At 67.5% G+C, this 18019-nt stretch carries 16 protein-coding genes; 6 read left to right on the plus strand and 10 right to left on the minus strand.

What is annotated here, in order from left to right; genetic code table 11:
* Positions 1–73: 73 nt before the first annotated feature.
* Entirely contained in the window at positions 74–1945 is a 1872-nt protein-coding gene (locus tag ACPXB3_RS16295) for an amino acid transporter (protein ID WP_425704837.1), read from the minus strand.
* Positions 1946–2170: 225 nt separating this feature from the next.
* On the opposite strand from ACPXB3_RS16295, the gene ACPXB3_RS16300 reads away from it, so the two are divergent.
* Complete coding sequence (locus ACPXB3_RS16300) at positions 2171–3082, plus strand: cation diffusion facilitator family transporter (RefSeq protein ID WP_425704836.1); 912 nt, start codon at positions 2171–2173, stop codon at positions 3080–3082.
* A gap of 31 nt (positions 3083–3113) precedes the next feature.
* Here the strand turns inward: ACPXB3_RS16300 and ACPXB3_RS16305 are convergent, their stop codons facing one another.
* The 8 genes from ACPXB3_RS16305 to ACPXB3_RS16340 are packed head-to-tail and all read right to left on the minus strand — an operon-like array spanning position 3114 to position 12432.
* Positions 3114–4157, minus strand: a complete 1044-nt coding sequence (locus tag ACPXB3_RS16305) for a zinc-dependent alcohol dehydrogenase family protein (RefSeq protein ID WP_425704686.1) — start codon at positions 4155–4157, stop codon at positions 3114–3116.
* The gene (locus ACPXB3_RS16310) at positions 4157–4684 is read right to left on the minus strand and encodes a flavin reductase family protein (protein WP_425704685.1); all 528 of its coding nucleotides are present in this window, start codon (positions 4682–4684) and stop codon (positions 4157–4159) included. The genes ACPXB3_RS16305 and ACPXB3_RS16310 overlap by 1 nt, the downstream gene beginning before the upstream one ends.
* Positions 4681–5403 (minus strand): RraA family protein, encoded by a 723-nt coding sequence (locus ACPXB3_RS16315; protein ID WP_425704684.1) that lies wholly within the window; start codon positions 5401–5403, stop codon positions 4681–4683. Before ACPXB3_RS16315 ends, ACPXB3_RS16310 begins: the two co-directional genes overlap by 4 nt.
* Positions 5403–6404, minus strand: a complete 1002-nt coding sequence (locus ACPXB3_RS16320) for an NAD(P)-dependent oxidoreductase (protein WP_425704683.1) — start codon at positions 6402–6404, stop codon at positions 5403–5405. Before ACPXB3_RS16320 ends, ACPXB3_RS16315 begins: the two co-directional genes overlap by 1 nt.
* Complete coding sequence (locus tag ACPXB3_RS16325; RefSeq protein WP_425728463.1) at positions 6401–7291, minus strand: amidohydrolase family protein; 891 nt, start codon at positions 7289–7291, stop codon at positions 6401–6403. The genes ACPXB3_RS16320 and ACPXB3_RS16325 overlap by 4 nt, the downstream gene beginning before the upstream one ends.
* On the minus strand, positions 7291–10830 hold the full coding sequence (locus ACPXB3_RS16330; RefSeq protein WP_425704681.1) for an indolepyruvate ferredoxin oxidoreductase family protein: 3540 nt from the start codon (positions 10828–10830) through the stop codon (positions 7291–7293). Before ACPXB3_RS16330 ends, ACPXB3_RS16325 begins: the two co-directional genes overlap by 1 nt.
* Before the next feature lie 2 nt (positions 10831–10832).
* Positions 10833–11015, minus strand: coding sequence for a hypothetical protein (locus tag ACPXB3_RS16335; RefSeq protein WP_425704680.1), 183 nt, complete (start codon positions 11013–11015; stop codon positions 10833–10835).
* A gap of 19 nt (positions 11016–11034) precedes the next feature.
* Complete coding sequence (locus ACPXB3_RS16340; RefSeq protein WP_425728465.1) at positions 11035–12432, minus strand: LLM class flavin-dependent oxidoreductase; 1398 nt, start codon at positions 12430–12432, stop codon at positions 11035–11037.
* 76 nt (positions 12433–12508) lie between these two features.
* On the opposite strand from ACPXB3_RS16340, the gene ACPXB3_RS16345 reads away from it, so the two are divergent.
* Both ACPXB3_RS16345 and ACPXB3_RS16350 read left to right on the plus strand, forming a co-directional pair.
* Complete coding sequence (locus ACPXB3_RS16345) at positions 12509–13246, plus strand: Crp/Fnr family transcriptional regulator (RefSeq protein ID WP_425728467.1); 738 nt, start codon at positions 12509–12511, stop codon at positions 13244–13246.
* A gap of 103 nt (positions 13247–13349) precedes the next feature.
* The gene (locus tag ACPXB3_RS16350) at positions 13350–14675 is read left to right on the plus strand and encodes an MFS transporter (protein ID WP_425728469.1); all 1326 of its coding nucleotides are present in this window, start codon (positions 13350–13352) and stop codon (positions 14673–14675) included.
* Between the two features lie 282 nt (positions 14676–14957).
* On the opposite strand, the gene ACPXB3_RS16355 is transcribed toward ACPXB3_RS16350, so the two are convergent.
* Positions 14958–15563 (minus strand): TIGR03086 family metal-binding protein, encoded by a 606-nt coding sequence (locus tag ACPXB3_RS16355; RefSeq protein WP_425728471.1) that lies wholly within the window; start codon positions 15561–15563, stop codon positions 14958–14960.
* Positions 15564–15656: 93 nt separating this feature from the next.
* Between ACPXB3_RS16355 and ACPXB3_RS16360 the strand changes: the two genes are divergently transcribed.
* The 3 genes from ACPXB3_RS16360 to ACPXB3_RS16370 are packed head-to-tail and all read left to right on the plus strand — an operon-like array spanning position 15657 to position 17903.
* A complete protein-coding gene (locus tag ACPXB3_RS16360) occupies positions 15657–16658 on the plus strand; it encodes a helix-turn-helix transcriptional regulator (RefSeq protein ID WP_425704675.1) in 1002 nt (333 codons plus the stop codon).
* A complete protein-coding gene (locus ACPXB3_RS16365) occupies positions 16648–17058 on the plus strand; it encodes a hypothetical protein (RefSeq protein WP_425704674.1) in 411 nt (136 codons plus the stop codon). The genes ACPXB3_RS16360 and ACPXB3_RS16365 overlap by 11 nt, the downstream gene beginning before the upstream one ends.
* A 2-nt stretch (positions 17059–17060) precedes the next feature.
* Positions 17061–17903 (plus strand): lysophospholipase, encoded by an 843-nt coding sequence (locus tag ACPXB3_RS16370; RefSeq protein WP_425704673.1) that lies wholly within the window; start codon positions 17061–17063, stop codon positions 17901–17903.
* Positions 17904–18019: the final 116 nt, after the last annotated feature.

Here is an 18019-nt window from a genome sequence, read left to right on the forward strand (position 1 = left end):
CAGAGCAGATGTCATCGATCGTCCATGACGTTTGTCATGGACCCCGGACCGGGACTGCGGCGCGTGGCCCGCCTCAGCCGACGTGTACCACCGGGCGGCGGTCGAGATCGGGTTCGGCGCGGCGGACGACCTCGCGGGTGACCGCGGCGACCTCGCCCTGGCCGATGAACAAGAACCGCAAGAGGTTGACGAGGGGATTGGCCTCACTCCACTCGAAGTACACGTTGGGTACCTCGTCGGTCCAGTCGCGGATGGCGAACAAGGTCGCCGCGATCGTGTTGGGTACCGCGGCCGAGGAGACCCACAGAATCCGGAACCCGCCCTCGTGGTAGCGGCCGTGGATCTGGAGATCGGTGGCGAATTCCGACGAGTCGGTGACGTTGACCTCCAGGAACACGATCTGTTCGGCGTCGGGAATGTGGCTCTCGGCGCGTTGCTGTAGCTCCTTTTCCTGGTATTCGGTCAGTGACCGCACGTCGGGATCGTGAGTGACGATCTGGATCGACCCCGACGCCGCGGCCCCGTCGATGATCTGCTGCGCGGTCTCGTCGAAAGTGATCTCGCCGCTGCGCAATTCGAAGGACCGGTTGATGCGGGATGCGAAGGACACGATCAGAATCGCCGCGATGAAGAATGCGGCAACCTGGACGCCTTCGGGACGCTCGATGATGTTGGTGATGGTGGTGTAGACGAAGACCAGTCCGATCGCCGCGAACGCGACGGTGGCGACCATGCGGCGCTTCTTGCGCACCGACAGCGTCACCGCGACGGCCGCCGACGTCATCAGCACCAGGACACCGGTGGCGTAGGCGGCGCCCTGCGCGTCCACCGACGCGTCGAAGTACACGGTGACCCCGGCCGCGATGAGGATGAACACCACCACCAGCGGCCGTGACGCCCGCGCCCAGTCGGGCGCCATCCCGTAGCGGGGCAGGTAACGCGGCACCAGATTGAGCAGTCCGGCCATCGCCGACGCGCCGGCGAACCACAAGATCAGGATGGTGCTGAGGTCGTACACCGTGCCGAAGCCGTTGCCCAGATTCGCGTGCGCCAGGTAGGCGAGCGCGCGGCCGTTGGCGCCGCCACCGGCTTTGAATTCGCGTTCCGGGATGAGGATGGTGCACACCAGGCTGCTGGTGATGAGCAGCACGCTCATCGTGACCGCGGCGGTGGTGAGAAGTCGGCGTGCCCCCGCAATGCGGGTGCGGGGCGCCGACGGCGGGTCGTCGGGGGAACCGTTGATCTGCGGCATCACCGCCACCCCGGTCTCGAACCCGGAGAGCCCGAGCGCGAGCTTGGGGAAGACGAGCAGGGCGACTGCGATCATCATCCACGGGTTGCTGTGTTCGGCGGTCATCGCGTGCGTCCAGTCGACGACGACGTGCGGTGACGTGGCGATCTTCACCAGCCCGTCGATGATCACCACGACGTTCAGCGCGAGATAGATCGCCACCAATCCGACGGCCACGGTGATGGCCTCGGTGAAGCCGCGCAGGAAGACCGCGCCCAGCAGGGCCAGGAACACCAGGGTGATGAGGACCGGATATCCGCCGAACGCCGACGGGATGAGCGGGTTCTCGGTGAAGTGCGCGGTCGCGTCGGCCGCCGAGAGCGTCATCGTGATGAGGAAGTCGGTGGCGGCGAAGCCCAGCAGCACCAGCACGAACACCTTGCCGCCCCAGCGCGGCAGGAGATGTTCGAGCATCGCGATCGATCCCTCGCCGCGGGTCGAGCGGGCCGCGATGTAGCGGTAGACCGGCAGCGCCCCGAACAGGGTCAGCGCGACCAGGACCACGGTCGCGAGTGGGGCGATGGTGCCGGCCGCGAGTGCGGCGATACCCGGCTGGTATCCCAGCGTCGAGAAGTAGTCGACGCCGGTCAGGCACATGACCTTCCACCACGAGTGGGTCCGGGTGTGCTCCCCGGCCACCCGGTGCGGACCCATCAGCCCGGCGGGTTCGGGCGAGATGTCCGAAAGAAACCAGCGGCGTATCGACGACGACACCATGCTTGCGGGCACCGGATGACTGTAGACGGCCGAGTGTGACGACGCACGGCTGCCGTTCGATGGGGCCTGTCGTCATCGTCGACGGATCGTCGTTCGTGAGACGATCGGCGGGTGGCCACCGAAGACACCGACGCGCGGCAGAACTCCGGTCAATCCGACTCGATGGTGACGGTCGTCATCGCCTTCGCCATGAACATTCTGGTGGCGGTGGCCAAGACCGTCGCCGCGGGCATCACCGGCTCGGCGTCGATGGTGGCGGAGTCGGCGCACTCGTGGGCCGACTCGGGCAACGAGATCTTTCTGCTCGTGGCCGAACGGCGTGGCGGGCGGGGCCGTGACCGGGCCCATCCGTTCGGATACGGCCGCGAAACCTACATCTGGTCGATGTTCGCCGCATTCGGTCTGTTCGCCGTCGGTGCGGCGGTGTCGGTGATGCACGGCATCACCTCGCTGTCGAAGCCCGAAGCCGACACGAATTACCTGATCGGCTACCTCGTGCTGGGGATCTCGGCGATGCTCGAGGCGACGTCGTTCCTGCAGTCGGTACGGCAGGCCAGGAAGGGCGGCCGGCGGTTCTCGATGCACCCGCTGCGCTTCGTCAATCGCACGTCCAACACCACGTTGCGGGCGGTGTTCGCCGAGGACGCCACGGCCCTGGTCGGTCTGGCCATCGCGGCCGCCGGTATGGGACTGCACCAGCTCACCGGGTCGGCGATCTACGACGCGCTCGGCTCGATCCTCGTGGGCCTGTTGCTGGGGGTGATCGCCCTGTTCCTGATCAAACGGAACAGCGAATTCCTGTTGGGGCAGCGTGCCATGCCGATGACCCGGGCGGCGATCCTGCAGAAGTTGCTCGACCATCCCGACATCGATCGGGTCACCTACCTGCACGTCGAATACGTCGGGCCGGCGAAGTACTACCTGGTGGCCGCCATCGACATCCGCGGTGATCTGCGCGAACACGACGTCGCCATGCTGCTGCGCCGCATCGAGGCCGAGATCGAAGAGCTCGACGCGATCGTCGAGGCGGTCCTCACGTTGTCTACCGCCGACGAACCGTCGCTGCGGTTGTGAACTCCCCGGCGGCGATGCGGCGGTGGCTGCATCAGTCCCGGCAATCGGAGACGTCGACGACGATCTTGCCGACGTGTGCACGGTCGACGAGTCGTTCATACGCACGGGGTGCCGAGTCGAACCCGACAACGGTGTCGATGACGGGGCGCAGCCGGTGCAGGGCGATCGCACGGTTCATCACCTCGAAATCCTGTCGGCTGCCCACCGTCACACGACGGACGGTCAGCGCGCGACCGTGCAGAATCCGCGGGTCGAGCGCGACAGGTTGCTCGTCACCGAATCCGCCGCCGCCGACATGGGCGATCTCGCCGTTGACGGCGGTGCTGCGTATCGATCGTTCCAGTGTCTGCGGGCCGACGGTCTCGACAACCCGGTCGACCCCGGCCCCGTCGGTTTCCTCGAGTACCGCTCGATCCCAATTCGGTTCTGCGCGATAGTCGATCGTGGCGTCGGCACCGAGATCCGCGAGTTTCTTCGCCTTGTCGGCCGACGAGGTCGCCGAGATCACGCGCACCCCGAAGAGCCTGGCGAACTGGACGGCGAACAATGCCACGCCACCGGTGCCCAGTGTCAGCACCGTCTGCCCGGGCAGGACGGGTGCCGGACCGGTGAGTGCGGACCACGCGGTGAGCGCCGAGCACGGCAACGTGGCCGCCTCCGCGGCGTCGAGGTGGGCGGGTGGACGGACCAGTTCGTCCTCCTCACAGACGAACCACTCGCCGAGGACGCCGTCCCGGCTCGACCCGAATTGTTCGACGGCGTCCCCGGCCGTCAATGTTCCTCCGCGCCACCGGGGAAAGTACGTGCTCACCACCCGGTCGCCGACGACCAGATCCCGGGTGTCGGGTCCGACCGCCACCACATCGCCCGCCCCGTCGGAGACGGGGACGGTACCCGGGGCGGCCGGTACCGCGTAGGTGCCGCGCAGGATCATCGCGTCGCGGAAGTTGAGTGCGGCGGCCCGTACGCGAACCACGACCTGCCGACCGATGGGCGGAGTGCATTCGCTCTGCGAATCATCTTGTCGGAGTCCGTGTTCCACGGATGGTTCGCCGGTGAGTCGCCATGCGCGCATCAGCTCCTCCCTTCTGGACCGGGTGGGGGGACGGCGCCGAAACCGCCGCGGAAGAAGAGCATCGGTGTGGCGCTCGGCCCGATGCTCAGTTCGCGGACCCGGCCGACGGCGATCTCGTGATCGCCTGCGTCGTGGACCGATTCGAGATCGCAGGTGATGTGGGCCACCGCCCCGGTGATCGAGGGCAAGCCGAGTCGGTCCGTCGTCCACGGGATGGCCGCGAACTTGTCGCCGCCCTTGGCGGCGAGTCGGCCGCACACCTCCTGCTGGCGGGCGTCGAGCACGTCGACGCCGAAAGCCCGGCGCCGGCGGATCCTCGGCCAGGTGGTCGACGTCTTCTGGGGAAAGAATGCGACCAACGGGGGATCGAGGGACACCGACGTGAACGACGACGCGACGAGCCCCACGGGTATTCCGGTGTCCGCGTCGGTGGAGGTGATCGCCACCACCCCGCTGGGATAGTGCCCGAGGACGTGCCGGAGGGTCTGTGGGTCACCAGGATCCAGTCGGGCGGGAGCGGCGGTCATCGCCGGGCTCCATTCCTGTTGTGCCAGGTGTCGTCGATCTCGACCATGTCGCTGTCGTCGAGCGCCTGTCGCAGTTCCACGAGATCGAACAGCGTCGCGCCACCGGCGATGGCCTCACGGATGCCGACCTCGCGTTCGGCCCGTCGGCGCGCGCCGACGAGGACCATCTCGGCGTCGGCGAGCGGAATTCGCAGGACGCCGTCCCCGTCGGCGACGACGATGTCGCCCGGCTCGATGTAGACGCCGCCGCAGACCACCGGGACGTTCACCTCGCCGGGCCCCCGCTTGAGCGGCCGGCCGGCGTAGGTGCCGCGGCACCACACCGGAAAACGAGTCTGTACCAACGCATCCGAGTCCCGTACCGGTCCATCGGCGACCACGCCCGCGGTACCGAGTTCACGTGCTGCCAGCGAGACCAGCTCGGCGAACAGCGGTGTGTCGGGCTCGCCCGGGCTGGTCACCACGAGCACCGACCCCGGTCCGGTGAGCTGTAGGGCGCGGTGTCCGGCGAGGCCGTCGCCGGGAAAGGTGTTGACGGTGACGGCCTGGCCGACCACCGTCTGTCCCGCCGTGAGTGCGCGAATGCTGGGATCCAGGAGCGAGGTGCGGCCGGGCATCGTGTCCATGGCCTCGTGCAGGTCGGCCATCGCGCATTTGCCGATGTCCTCGAGGATGTCGGACGGGCACTCGGGGATACGGGTGTAGATGTGGTGTGGCATCAGTGGATTCCTTCCAGACTCACACGGGCGTGGTCGAGCACGGCCGTGTTGATGAGATATTCGGGTCGACGGCCCTCGATCACGTCGATGGCCGCCTGCGCCGCAGCACAGGCCATGCGTTGCCGTGCGAGTTCGGTGCCCCCGGCGACGTGGGGTGAGAGCACGACGCGAGGACTGCCGAACAACGGGTCCCCGGCTCGTGGCGGTTCGTGTTCGAGGACGTCGAGTCCGGCGCCCCGCAGTTCTCCGGCATCGAGTGCGGCGAGCAGTGCGGCCTCGTCGACGACACCGCCGCGCGCGGTGTTGACGAGCACGGCGCGCGGCCCGAGCAGCTTGAGTTCGTCGGCGCCGATGAGGTGATGGGTCTCGGGTCCGAGCGGAACGTGGACCGAGACGACGTCGCAGCGGGGCAGGAGATCTTGCAGATCCACGGCTTTGGTGACGCCCTCGGCGGCCATCTCCTCGGCCGTGACGAACGGGTCGAGGGCCAGAACCTCGGCTCCGAACCCGGCGGCGCACATGTGGCCCACCCGGCGCGCGATGTTGCCGAAGCCGATCAGACCGACGGTCGCCTCGGAGATATCTCCCAGGACGACCTCGCCGGGTCGGCGAAACGCGGCCTGCCGGACCTTGGCGTCGGTGGTCGGTATCTGGTGGAGCACTGCCAACATGAGGGCCACCGCGTGCTCGGCGACACTTCCTGAGTTCGCGTCGCCGCTGTTGGCCACGACGATGCCCAGATCGGTCGCGGCGGCGATGTCGACGGAGTCGAGGCCGGCACCGTGTTTGGCGATCACCTTCAACGACGGGCTGCTTCGCAACGTCTGCGCGGGAAGTCCGGCGGATCGCATGACCACCGCGTCGGCGTCGGCGAGTGCGTGGCCCAGTGTCGCCGGGTCGAGGTAGCGGTCGTAGTCGGTCTCGACCTCGAACACGGTTCGGAGCAGGTCGATTCCCACCTGATGAATGGGTTCGGTGACCACCGCGCGTGGTCTGGTCATGAGAGGCCTCCTTGAGATCGTGGACGATAGAAACGAAACGGGTTGTCGCGCAGTATGAGTCGGGTCGTATCGGCGTCGCCGGTCCAGTGGGGCACCAGGTCGACGAGGGCGCCGTCGTCGGGCAGGAACTCGTCGGGTGGCATGGGATGGGGCCAGTCCGATCCCCACACCAGACGATCGGGGGCATGCTCGATCAGCGCGCGGGCGAACGGTGTGGCGCCCCGGTAGGGCGGGCCCGACGCATCGACCTGGTAGACGTGCGACAGTTTCACGTAGCGGCCGGGCTCGGTCAGCAGATCGAACAGGGAACGAAATCCACTGCTCTGCAAGGACTCTCCGGCGCGGGGACTACCCATGGACTCGATCATGACCGGGACCGGTGATGCGGCGAGAACCGGAGCGAGATCTGTCAGTGCCCTGGCGCCGGCGACGCGGAGGTCGAGGTGCCATCCCAGCTCGGCGAGTCGGTCGGCGGTGGCCCTCAGTCGGTCGACCGAGTGATTCCCGGGCCACTGGACCCGCAATCCGACCACCCCTCGGCGTGTCATCGAGTGCAGGACATCATCGGGGGTGTCGAGCACATCGACGTCGACGACGCCGACGAGACGATCCGGTGCCTCGTCGAGTGCGGCGAGCAGACACGAGTTGTCCTGGTGATACACCGACGGCTGGACCAGGACGCCGTGCCGGATGCCGAGCGCGTCGAGGACTCCGAGGTAGCGGTCGACTCCCTGCGTCGGCGCGACATACGACCGAGTGGGACTCTGCGGGAAGAGTTCCCGCGGACCGAAGACATGCGCATGGGTGTCCCAGGCGCCATGCGGCACCGGGTGGCGCGGTGGTGTCACGGTCGACCGCGCCGGACGGATGCGCACGATCGTGGTCACTAGGCCACCGCCGCGTCGTCGGTCTGCAGTTCGCGGAGCCGGTTGCGGTAGGCGGCGACGTTGTCGAGCTTGACCTGTTCGTACCCGCGAATCATGTCGGGCAGCCCGGCGATCGTGACGGCGTCGGCGTGGTTCTCCGGGGTCAGCTCGGCGGCGAGATTCCGGAGCACGTCGGTGAACTCCTCGACGAGATGCCGCTCGAGGCGCCGGATCTTCGTGTATCCGAACGGGTCGAGAGGTGTGCCACGAAGACGGCGTCCGGCCACGAGCAGCCGGAACGCCGGCCGCGACCAGCTGCCGAGGCTGATCTTGCGGTCCATGCCCATGCTGCGCAGGACCGGCGGGTGCAGACGATAGGACACCGTGGCACCCGGACCGACGATTCCGGCCGCGGCAGTTTCACCCGATTCACCGAGAAGGAGCCGCGCCACCTCGTATTCGTCCTTGTAGGCCATGAGCTTGTGCAGTGACCAGGCGGCGGCCTCGGCGAGGGCGGTGCTGTTGCCCATAGTGTCGGCCTCGGCTGCCCGGACCATCTCGACCAGATCCGCGTATTCGCCGGCGTAAGCGGTGTTCTGGAAGGCGATCAGTTCACCGACGCGGATGGTGACCAGGCGGGTGAGCTCGGAATCGGGTGCCGACCGGACCCGGCCGGCGATGCGCCGCATGACCGCCGAGGGGGTCTCCGGTGTCGCCGACGCCGGCGTGACCGCCCGCGCGAAGGCCTCCGGATCGGCCACTGCCTGCCGGCCACGTCGGAAGGCCGCGAGGTTGGTTTCGACCTTGACTCCATTGAGCCGCAACGCCTCCTCGATGCTCGCGGCGGGAATCGGGATGGCGCCCTTCTGATACGCGATGCCCGCGAGAAGGACGTTGGCGAATTGTCCCTCCCCGAACAACCGTTCCGACGCGGACCTGGCATCGAGGAACATACTTCCCGGCCGCGTGGCCGCGCGGATGCGTCCGATGGTCTGGTCGTCGTCGGGAAAGGCCGTCGTGGTGTCGATGACCATCTGCCCCGTGGGGATCTTCGCCGAGGACACGACAGCGGTGGTGCGCTCCCGCGAGGTCACCTCCAGGTTGCGCTCGTCGGCGCCGACGAGAAGGTCGCAGGCGAGATAGAGGTCGCAGGTGCCTGCGGCGAGTTTGTGCGCAGCGGATTCAGGGTCCGGCGACAGCCGCAGATCGGATACCACCGCACCGCCCTTCTGCGCGAGGCCGGTCTGATCGAGTGCGCGCACGGTGATTCCGGCGAGGGTCGCGGCCTGACCGAGGGTCTGTGCGAGGGTGACCACGCCGGTCCCGCCGACCCCGGTGATCCGGAGGGTGCGGGTCCGCGTCGGCAGGCCGGCGACCGGGTCGTCGAACGCCGCGGAATCCGGTGTTCCCGTGGCGGCGTGCTGCTCGGGCGCCGTGGTCGCACGTCCCGGCCGAACCGTCATGAAGGCCGGGCAATCGCCGTCGAGGCAGGAATAGTCGCTGTTGCAGGTCGACTGATCGATCTCGGTCTTGCGACCGAACTCGGTCGAAACCGGTTGTACAGATAGACAATTCGACTTTCGTCCGCAGTCGCCACACCCTTCGCAGACACGCTCGTTGATCACCACCGTGCGCTCGGGTCGTGGCACGAGGTTGCGACGGCGTTTGCGCCGCAATTCGGTGGCGCATTCCTGGTCGTGGATGAGTACTGTGACCCCGGGGGTCTGCGCCAGCACCTGCTGTGCGGCGTCGAGGCGCCGACGGTCCCACACCTTGACCGATCGTGGAAGCCGCACGCGCCGGTAGCGTTTGGTCTCGTCGGTGGTGACGATGATCCGGGCCACGCCCTCGGCCAGCAGTTCCTGACAGATCTGTGGGACGGTCATCAGTCCGACCGCCTGTTGCCCACCGGTCATCGCGACTGCGGAGTTGTAGAGCAGCTTGTAGGTGATGTTGACACCGGCGGCGACGGCGCCGCGAATCGCGAGACTGCCGGAATGGTGGAAGGTGCCGTCGCCGAGGTTCTGGAACAGATGGTCGTGTGCGACGAAGGGGGCCATGCCGATCCACTGCGCGCCCTCGCCGCCCATCTGGGTGAGTCCGGTGACGTCGCCGACGATTCCCGGATCCATCACCGCCACCATGGCGTGGCAGCCGATTCCCGCGCCGACCATCGATCCCTCGGGAACCCGCGTCGACGAGTTGTGCGGACAGCCTGAACAGAAGTACGGCGTGCGCGTCAGCAGCGGCAGGCTACGGAGCGAAGCGGAGATGTCGCGGCGCGTCGCGACATTTCCGCCGTCGTCGCCGTCGGCCCCGTGTTGGGGGGAGCCAAGACGCCGGCGCAGACCGGCGATGACGCGGTCGACGTCGAGCTCGCCCTCGACTGCGAAGAGCGGTGCACCGGTGGGATCCCGTTTGCCGGTGATGGTGGGCGCGTGTGAAGTGCCGTACAGCGCGTCCTTCAACGCCGATTCGATGAAGGGCCGCTTCTCCTCGACGACGATGATCTCGTCGAGCCCGTCGGCGAATTCGCGGACCAGACCGTCCTCGAGCGGGAAGAGCATGCGCAATTGCAGCAGCCGAACCGTGGGGCCGTCCGCGTCGTCGGCGCCGCGCCCGAGCGTCGTGAGCGCTTGCTCCACATCCAGAAAAGTCTTGCCCGCGGCCACTATCCCGACGCGCTGACCGTCGTGCCGACGATGAATCCGGTTCAGTCCGTGGACGGTTCCGTACCGGCGTGCGGCCTCGAGGCGGGTCGTCTCGCGGCTGAGCTCCAGCCTGCCGATCACCGGTTGTGCCAGGTTCGCCGAGATGACATGGTCGACAACCGCTTCCGAGGGCGGCTCGGGGAGGACGGAATGCTCACCGACGTGTACGGACTGAAACCCGTCGGCGACATTTGTCGCGATCTTCATCCCGACCCAGAGCCCGGTCGCCCGCGACATGGCCACCGCGTGGAGGCCGAGGTCGAGCGCTTCCTGCGGATCGGCCGGATACAGCACGGGCATACCGAGTTCGGCGAGGAGGGCCTCGGACGCGCCCGGCACTGTCGACGACTTCGCCGACGGGTCGTCACCGACGAGGGCGACCGCACCCCCGGTGGGTGCGGTTCCCATCAGATTCGCATGACGCAGTGCATCACTGGCGCGGTCGAGCCCGGGGCTCTTGCCGTACCAGAAGCCGACCACGCCGTCGACGGTCTTGTGCTCCGACTGCGACGCGAGCTGGGAACCCTGTACCGCGGTGGCGGCGAGTTCCTCGTTCACCGCCGGGCTGAACACCAGATCCGCGTCATCGACGAGAGTCTGATTGCGTTGCAGTTCCAGGTCGTATCCGGCGAGAGGCGAACCCTCGTAACCGGAGATGAAGACGCGGGTGGACCGGCCGGCGCGGGTTTCGCACCGCAGCACATCGAATGGCAGGCGGACGAGCGCCTGGAGTCCGGTGAGCGCGACGGTGCCGTCCTCGGTGCGATACCGATCGGCGAGCGTCGGTGGCGGTGGCGGAGGCGGGGCGTCCGCGGATTCGGTTGGTGCGGCAGCCGGATTGGCGGGCACGGTCAGGCCTCCTTGTGCACGGCGCAGCGTTCGAAGACGTCGTGGTATCGATTCGAATCGAGCCAGTTCAGGTCGGGGTCGTCGCCCGGTTCGCACCAGTAGAAGCTGCACATGGGTTCGTAGATCTGCTGATTGACGAGCAGAGCGGCGATGTCGCCTTCACGGATCACGTCGTTGTTCCTCACGTCGGTGGTGTGTGCTCGATCAGATGGCGGCGGCGGCGGGGGGCTGCGAGACACGGGACGACCGGCGATATCGGGCACCGGCATGGCTGTCGGGAAGGCGATCGGCACCCTCGGTGATGTTGCCGCGCAACGTATCCGAGGCGTATTCGCGTCGTACCCGCCCGCGGCGCTGTAGTTCCGGGACCACGAGATCGACGAACTCGGGAAGTGTCCGGAGCGGGAGATTGTCGTAGACGTTGATGCCGTCGATGTCGGCGTCCTCCATCAGTTCTTCGAGTCGGTCCGCGACGGTCGTCGGCGATCCGACGATGGTGATGCCGCCGAGGGATCGGGCGAGCAGTGCGCCGACCTGCCGTGGTGTCCACACCCGATCGGGATCGCCGACGGTGAAGCGTTCGAGAAGTGACCGGATTCCGTCGGTGTCGATGTATTGCAGCGGGGCGTCGATGTCGACGGATCCGAAGTCCACCTGCATCAGGGATGCGTGGCGGGCGAGGGTTCCCTCCGCACTCACATACGAGAGCTGCTGACGCAGCTTTACCTGGGCCTGCTCGTCGGTCGGTGCGACGACCACCGAGACCCCGGCGATGAACTTGAGGCTCTCCGTCGGCCGGCCCTGGGCGGTTGCCAGCTGTTTGCTGGACGCGGTGGCCTTGCGCAGCGAGGCGACATCGGTGCCGACGAGGAAGACCGCCTCGGCGTGCTTGACGGCGAACTGCTGCCCGGCCGAGGAGGCGCCTGCCTGGAACAGGGCCGGGGTGCGCTGCGGCGACGGCTCGCACATGAAAGCATCCGGCACGGAGAAGTACTTGCCGTGGTGGTCGACGGGATGGACCCGGTCGGGATCGGTGAAGACGCCGCGGTCGGCGTCACGGATCACGGCATCGTCTTCCCAGCTGCCCTCCCACAGCCGGTAGACGACCTCCATGAACTCCTCTGCGATGGCGTAGCGCTCGTCGTGTGGGATCTGGCGGTCGAGTCCCAGGTTGCGCGCCGCCGACGCGGTGGCCGAGGTGACGATGTTCCACCCGATGCGGCCCCGCGTCAGGTGATCGAGCGTGGTCATGCGCCGGGCGAAGCTGTACGGCTGCTCGTAGGTGGTCGACGCGGTGAGCGCGAACCCCAGATGATCGGTGGCGGCGGCCATCGCCGAGACCGCCATGGCCGGATCATTCAGGGGTACCGCGACGGCCTCACGCAGCGCAGCATCGGCGGAACCTTGATAGATGTCGTTGAGGCCGGGGAAGTCGGCGATGAACAGACTGTCGAACATGCCGCGCTCGAGCGTGCGCGCGGTATCGATCCAGTAGTCCAGGGAGGTGTAGCGGTGTTCCTGGTTGTACGGGTTGCGCCACGTGCCGATGGCGGTGTGGCCGACACCGGCAATCTTGAAGGCGTGCAGCTGAATGCGTTTCACGACGTCACCTTTCGAGCGTCAGCGGGCTTGTGTTGAGCGACTCTAGGTGTGACGCAGATCGCGTACTGTCAACGATGTGACACTTCGGAGAAATGAGTCGTCGCGCGCCGCGCAATCCGATCGCGGGGCGGGCGCGGCGCGTGGATATGCCGGGGCCGGTCGACGCCTGGAATTCTTCCGATACCTCTCGCCCGAGGCGCGCCGCGATTTCGACGACGCTGCCGTGGTGCGGCATTTCCGCGCCGAGCAACGTATCTATATGCAGGAGGACCGCCAGCGGCTGATGTACCGATTGTTGTCCGGTCGAGTGTGGCTCTCCTACAGCACGGTCGACGGTCGCGAGCACCTCGCCGGGCTGCTGGGGCCGGGTGAAGGTTTCGGCATCAGCTCGCTCATCGACGGAGAAGGGCTGCCGCAGACCGCGATCGCCCGGTCCGACGTCGAGGTACAGGTTCTCGACGAGGCGACGATGAACCGGCTGCGTTCGGCGCACAGGTCGATCGACGACGCCATCATGCGTTCGTTGCTCCGTGACATCCGAATACTCAGCAGCGAGCTCGCGTCCGCTTCGCTGGCGGACCTGCCGTCCCGATTGGCCCGTCAGCTGCTGGCCCTGGCCGCGCCCGGACCGGACGGGCGGCCCATGGTGTCGCTGACGCAAGCCGAACTCGGTGGGGTGCTCGGAGTCTCCCGGCAGACACTCAACCGGCAGTTGCGCCAACTCGAGAGCGAGGGCGTCGTACGCCTCAGCTACGGCGAGGTGCACCTGAACGAGCTGGATCGTCTGCGGCTGCTGTGCTCCGATCTGGCCTGACGAGAATGTCACCTCTGCGACAGTCTGAGAGGTAGCTCACACTTACTGTCGGTGCACCGGCTCGCCGTCGAACCCGGCGGGTCCAGATTCCATGAGGAGCACCATGACATCAGTGAGCCCACGTCGTCGCCTGATCGGGGGATCGATCGGAACGTTCGTCGAGTGGTACGACTTTCTCATCTACGGCTTGTCCGCGCCGGTTCTCGCCGCGCATTTCTTCCCCGAGTCCAGTGCCACGGCCGGGATCATGAGCACCTTCGCGATCTATGCCGTCGCGTACCTGGCCCGTCCGATCGGTGGCGCCTACTTCGGCCGGATCGGTGACCGACTCGGACGGATTCGTACGCTCGCGATCATCGTGCTGCTGATGGGCACTGCCACCACGGCTCTCGGGCTGCTGCCGACCTATGCGACCGTGGGACTCGCGGCCCCGGCGCTTCTGCTGGTCTGCCGTGTCGCGCAAGGGTTTTCGGCCGGGGGTGAGACCAGTGGCGCGGCCGCCTACATCGTCGAGTCCGCACCGCCGCGCCACCGGGCGCTCTGGATCAGCATCTGTGTGGCCGGTTCGTGGCTGCCGATTCTCGTGGCCGCAGGTCTGATCCTGTGTCTGCGTGCCGGCCTCGGAGATGCGGCATACGCCTCGTGGGGCTGGCGGATCCCGTTCCTGGCCGGTGGTCTCCTCGCGGTGGTCGGACTCTGGTTGCGCAGCCGTCTCGACGACCCGGAGGAGTTCGTCGCGGCACGACGGGCCGCTCCGGTCCGCGGAGTGATCCGGACCGTCCTCGTCGAGCACTGGCGGGCGATCATCGCCGTGATGCTGATCGTGGCTGTGCAGGGCGTCGGGGCGTATCTGCTGCTGAGCTACATGTACAGCTACCTGGTGACGGTGGCGGGACTCGGCCCGTCGGCGGCGCTGGTGTCGAATGCCATCGGGGTGACCGCGATGGCGGTGATACTTGTGCCCTGTGGGTTGCTGGCCGACCGCGTGGGCCGCAAACCGTGCATGTTCGCCGGTGCGGTCTGGACCGGGGTGATTTCCTGGCCTGCATTGGTTCTCGCGTCTCAAGGCAGCGTCGCTGCTGCGATCGGCGGTCAGGTGCTGATCGGTGCGGGAGTGGCGCTCTTCTCGGCGGGCGGGTTCGTCACCATGGCCGAATTGTTCTCCACGTCCGTGCGATTCACCGGTCATGCGATCGGCTACAACGTCGGCTACGCGATATTCGGCGGCACGACCCCGTTGATCGCCTCGGCGCTCGTCGCGGCGACGGGAATGGCTGCGGCGCCGGCGTTCTACGTCTTGGCGATCGCGATTCTCGGGATCATCGTCGTCAGCCGACTCCCGGAGACGAAGGGTGTGCGACTGCGCGACGGTGGTGTGGCCGACGACGCGGTCGATGCGGTACCTGCCACGCAACCGGTGGTGCGGTGATCGATGGTCGGCCCTCAGGAACCCGCGTGCATCTCCCACCGCGGGTGACGGTGCGGACGGGGGGATTCCGTCGGCGTCGTGACGCCGGCGCTCGCAGACCCGACGGAATACATCGAGACGGCGGCCGGTTGTACCCCGCGACGGCTTCGGAATTCTGCCCCGGGCCCCACCCCTTTCGCCGCTACGAGCGGCCACTTGCCGAGAGGCGCATTATCCGGGGCCGTCCCACTCGAACGATCGGCCCGGACCACGGTGTGGTCCGGGCCGGTTGCTGTCTGATGGCTACGTCGTCGTCACCGCGGACACCCACGACGTCGATTCACGCCCCGACCAATTAGCCAGGCGTTCGGTGGCGCCGGCGCCGGGGCGGGGTTCCACGACGGCGTCGAACGGCACGCCGTCGTCGGCGCGGATCGCCGCCGGAATGAACTGCTGCGCGACCGCGAGAGCCGCCTGGGCGAGCGCCGGGTCGGCTTCCGGGTCCTGACCGGTCGCGACGGCAAGGTCCCAGCCGTGTACCAGTGTTTCGTTGACGTATCCCCACAGGGCCCCGGCGCCGGGCACGTCGCCCCACGGAACCTTTACCGGCGCAGCAAGTTTCGCGTCGTCGGCCCATAGCTCGATGGCGTGGTCGGAGAGTTGGCGGTAGGTGGCGGCGTCGTGTCGGTCGTCGATCCTGGGTGTGCCGTCCACATCACCCCGCTCGGCCAGGGCGACGGCACGCCCGGCGACGGCGACGAGGTGTCCGGCCAGGGTGCGTACATCGAAGTCGTCGCACGGGGTGGGGGAATCGAGCTGATCGTCGCGGATGCCGCCGATCAGGTCGGTGGCCCAGCGGGTCGCGGCCGCGTAGACGGGGCGCGGGTCGGCGGGCTGGTTGCTGGTCATGATGAGGTCCTCTCGGTTGTCCGGGCTGGATGAGAACCAGTGAACCGGCAATACCTGACACCTTGTGTCATGTTTTTCTGACAGACTTTTTCCATGCGCGCCGAGCGACTGCTGTCGGTCCTGATGCTCTTACGATCGCGGGGCCGGATGACCGCTGCCGACCTGGCGGCCGAGCTTGAGGTATCCGAACGCACCGTCCTGCGCGACATCGAGGCGCTCTCGCTCTCGGGTGTCCCGGTCTATGCGGAGCGGGGTCGGCGTGGCGGGTTCGCGCTCGTGCCCGGCTACCGCACCGACCTGTCCGGGCTGACGCTCGGCGAATCGATCGCCCTGCTGTCGGCCGGCGGCCGCATCAACTCGCCGGCCGCGGCGAGCGCCAAACGCAAACTCGAGGCGTCGTTGCCGGAAACTCACCGCAGTCAGGTCGCCGACGCCGCGCGTCGAATCCTGGTGCGCTCCGACGGATTCGTCCGGGCGCCGGAGAATCTCGACGCGTTGGCACCGGTGCAGCGGGCCGTCGTCGAAGGATGGCGGATCCGCGTGATGTATCAGCGCCGCGGCGTCGAACCCCCCGAACCCACCGAACGCATCCTCGATCCGGTCGGACTGGTCGTCGCCGGCGATACGTGGTATCTGATTGCGAATTCGCATGGGGCCGAACGGATGTATCGGCTCTCCCGGATGTCGGCAGTCGAGGTCCTGGCGGAGCCGGCGCAACGCGACGCCGACGTCGACCTCGACGAGGTGTGGGAACGGCGCAAAGCGGCATTCCGCTCCGCCTTCGAACCGGCCGACGTGGTCATCATCTGCCCGCGCGCGACGATGCCGGCGATCACCGACGGGCCCGTCACCGTGCTCGCCGTCGACGACGACCCGGACACCGCGACCGACGGCACCGATCGCGTACGGATTCGCCTGCGGTTCGCCGACGGCGCGCACGCGATCCGGATGCTGTGGGCATTGTCCTTCGACGTGCGCCTCACGGTGATCGAGCCGGAATCCATGCGTGCCGATCTCGCGCGCCGGGCACAGATGCTGCTCGAATCGCCCTCCGGCCCGCCGCAGCCGACGGATAATGACACACATGGCAGATAGTGGTACGGCAGATAAAGGTGTGCAGTACGGCGTGGGAGCTCGTCCCGCTGAGCGTCAACGGTTTCGGAAGCTCGCACAGGCGGCCCTCAACGCCGACGTGACCGTGGAGCAGGTCGACACGATCCTCTCGGATATGGGAGTGGCGCTCGACGGATTCGACCGCACTCTCGGTGACCTCGACGGAACCATCGAATCGCTCAACACCACGATGAGCCAGTTGGGGTCGACCCTGACCATGGTCGACCAGACGGTCGACCGGATGGCCGACGTCGTGATGCGCCTGGAAAAGGTGGTCGGGCGTGTGGAATACCTTGTCGCAGTGGGTGAGACGGCGCTGCGGCCGTTGGGTGCCATCGAGTCGGCGGGCCGCAGCGTGATGTCGCGGATCGGACTCGCGTAGCCATGGCGAGCACTCACGACGAACGCAGCTTTCGCGGTGCCCACGGCGAGACGATCGTCTACGACGTCTTTCGCCCGCAGAGCGAGCCGAGCGCGGTGGTCGTCATCGCCCACGGGATGGGTGAGCACGGCCGGCGGTACGGCCACGTGGTCGAGGCGCTGCTGAGCGCCGGGTATCTGGTCGCGGTGCCCGATCATCTCGGGCACGGACGCTCGGGGGGCGCCCGCATGCGCATCACCAGATTCGGCGAATACACCGACGACCTGGACCGGGTCATCACCGAGGTCGCCGTCGAAGGGCTACCGACCTACTTGATCGGTCACAGCATGGGCGGTTGCATCGCGCTCGACTACGCCCTCGACCATCCCGATCGGCTCGCCGGACTCGTGCTGACCGGGGCCGCCATCATGCCCGGCGACGACTTGCCCGCACCGCTGATCGCGATGTCGAAGATCGTCGGCAAGATCGCACCCCGGCTGCCGACGATGGCACTCGACTCGGGCAGCATCAGTCGCGACCCGGATGTGGTGGCCGCCTACGAGGCCGACCCGCTGGTGCACCGCGGCAAGATCCCCGCGCGACTCGGCGCCGAGATGGTGTCGACGATGCAGTCGTTCCCCGCCCGGCTGCCGTCGTTGCGGATGCCGGTCCTCGTCATGCACGGCAGCGAGGACACACTGACCAACCCGGAGGGCAGCCGTCTGGTGGAGCGGCTGGCGTCGTCGCCCGACAAGACGCTCGTCATCTGGGACGGACTGCGGCACGAGATCTTCAACGAACCCGAAAAGGCCGAGGTGATCGGCACTCTCACGCGTTGGCTGGCCGATCGGGTCGGCGCCTCCTAGAGATCGGGCCGCCTCCTAGTGTTCCGCGCCGTTAATTCGTTGAATATGTTGTAGGGTTGGGTATGGCACGCACTGGGCGCCCAAAAGCCGCTTTGACGTTGACCGACGAGGAGCGT

The sequence above is a fragment of the Gordonia sp. DT219 genome, from assembly GCF_049847065.1.
GTDB lineage: Bacteria > Actinomycetota > Actinomycetes > Mycobacteriales > Mycobacteriaceae > Gordonia.

Excerpts from the sequence above, each read along its gene's own strand:
- ACPXB3_RS16350 (WP_425728469.1), top strand. The coding sequence starts at position 13,350 with ATGACATCAGTGAGCCCACGTCGTCGCCTGATCGGGGGATCGATCGGA.
- ACPXB3_RS16300 (WP_425704836.1), top strand. The coding sequence starts at position 2,171 with ATGGTGACGGTCGTCATCGCCTTCGCCATGAACATTCTGGTGGCGGTG.
- ACPXB3_RS16370 (WP_425704673.1), top strand. The coding sequence starts at position 17,061 with ATGGCGAGCACTCACGACGAACGCAGCTTTCGCGGTGCCCACGGCGAG.
- ACPXB3_RS16320 (WP_425704683.1), bottom strand. The coding sequence starts at position 6,404 with ATGACCAGACCACGCGCGGTGGTCACCGAACCCATTCATCAGGTGGGA.
- ACPXB3_RS16295 (WP_425704837.1), bottom strand. The coding sequence starts at position 1,945 with ATGGGTCCGCACCGGGTGGCCGGGGAGCACACCCGGACCCACTCGTGG.
- ACPXB3_RS16315 (WP_425704684.1), bottom strand. The coding sequence starts at position 5,403 with ATGCCACACCACATCTACACCCGTATCCCCGAGTGCCCGTCCGACATC.
- ACPXB3_RS16360 (WP_425704675.1), top strand. The coding sequence starts at position 15,657 with ATGCGCGCCGAGCGACTGCTGTCGGTCCTGATGCTCTTACGATCGCGG.
- ACPXB3_RS16310 (WP_425704685.1), bottom strand. The coding sequence starts at position 4,684 with ATGACCGCCGCTCCCGCCCGACTGGATCCTGGTGACCCACAGACCCTC.
- ACPXB3_RS16305 (WP_425704686.1), bottom strand. The coding sequence starts at position 4,157 with ATGCGCGCATGGCGACTCACCGGCGAACCATCCGTGGAACACGGACTC.
- ACPXB3_RS16355 (WP_425728471.1), bottom strand. The coding sequence starts at position 15,563 with ATGACCAGCAACCAGCCCGCCGACCCGCGCCCCGTCTACGCGGCCGCG.
- ACPXB3_RS16365 (WP_425704674.1), top strand. The coding sequence starts at position 16,648 with ATGGCAGATAGTGGTACGGCAGATAAAGGTGTGCAGTACGGCGTGGGA.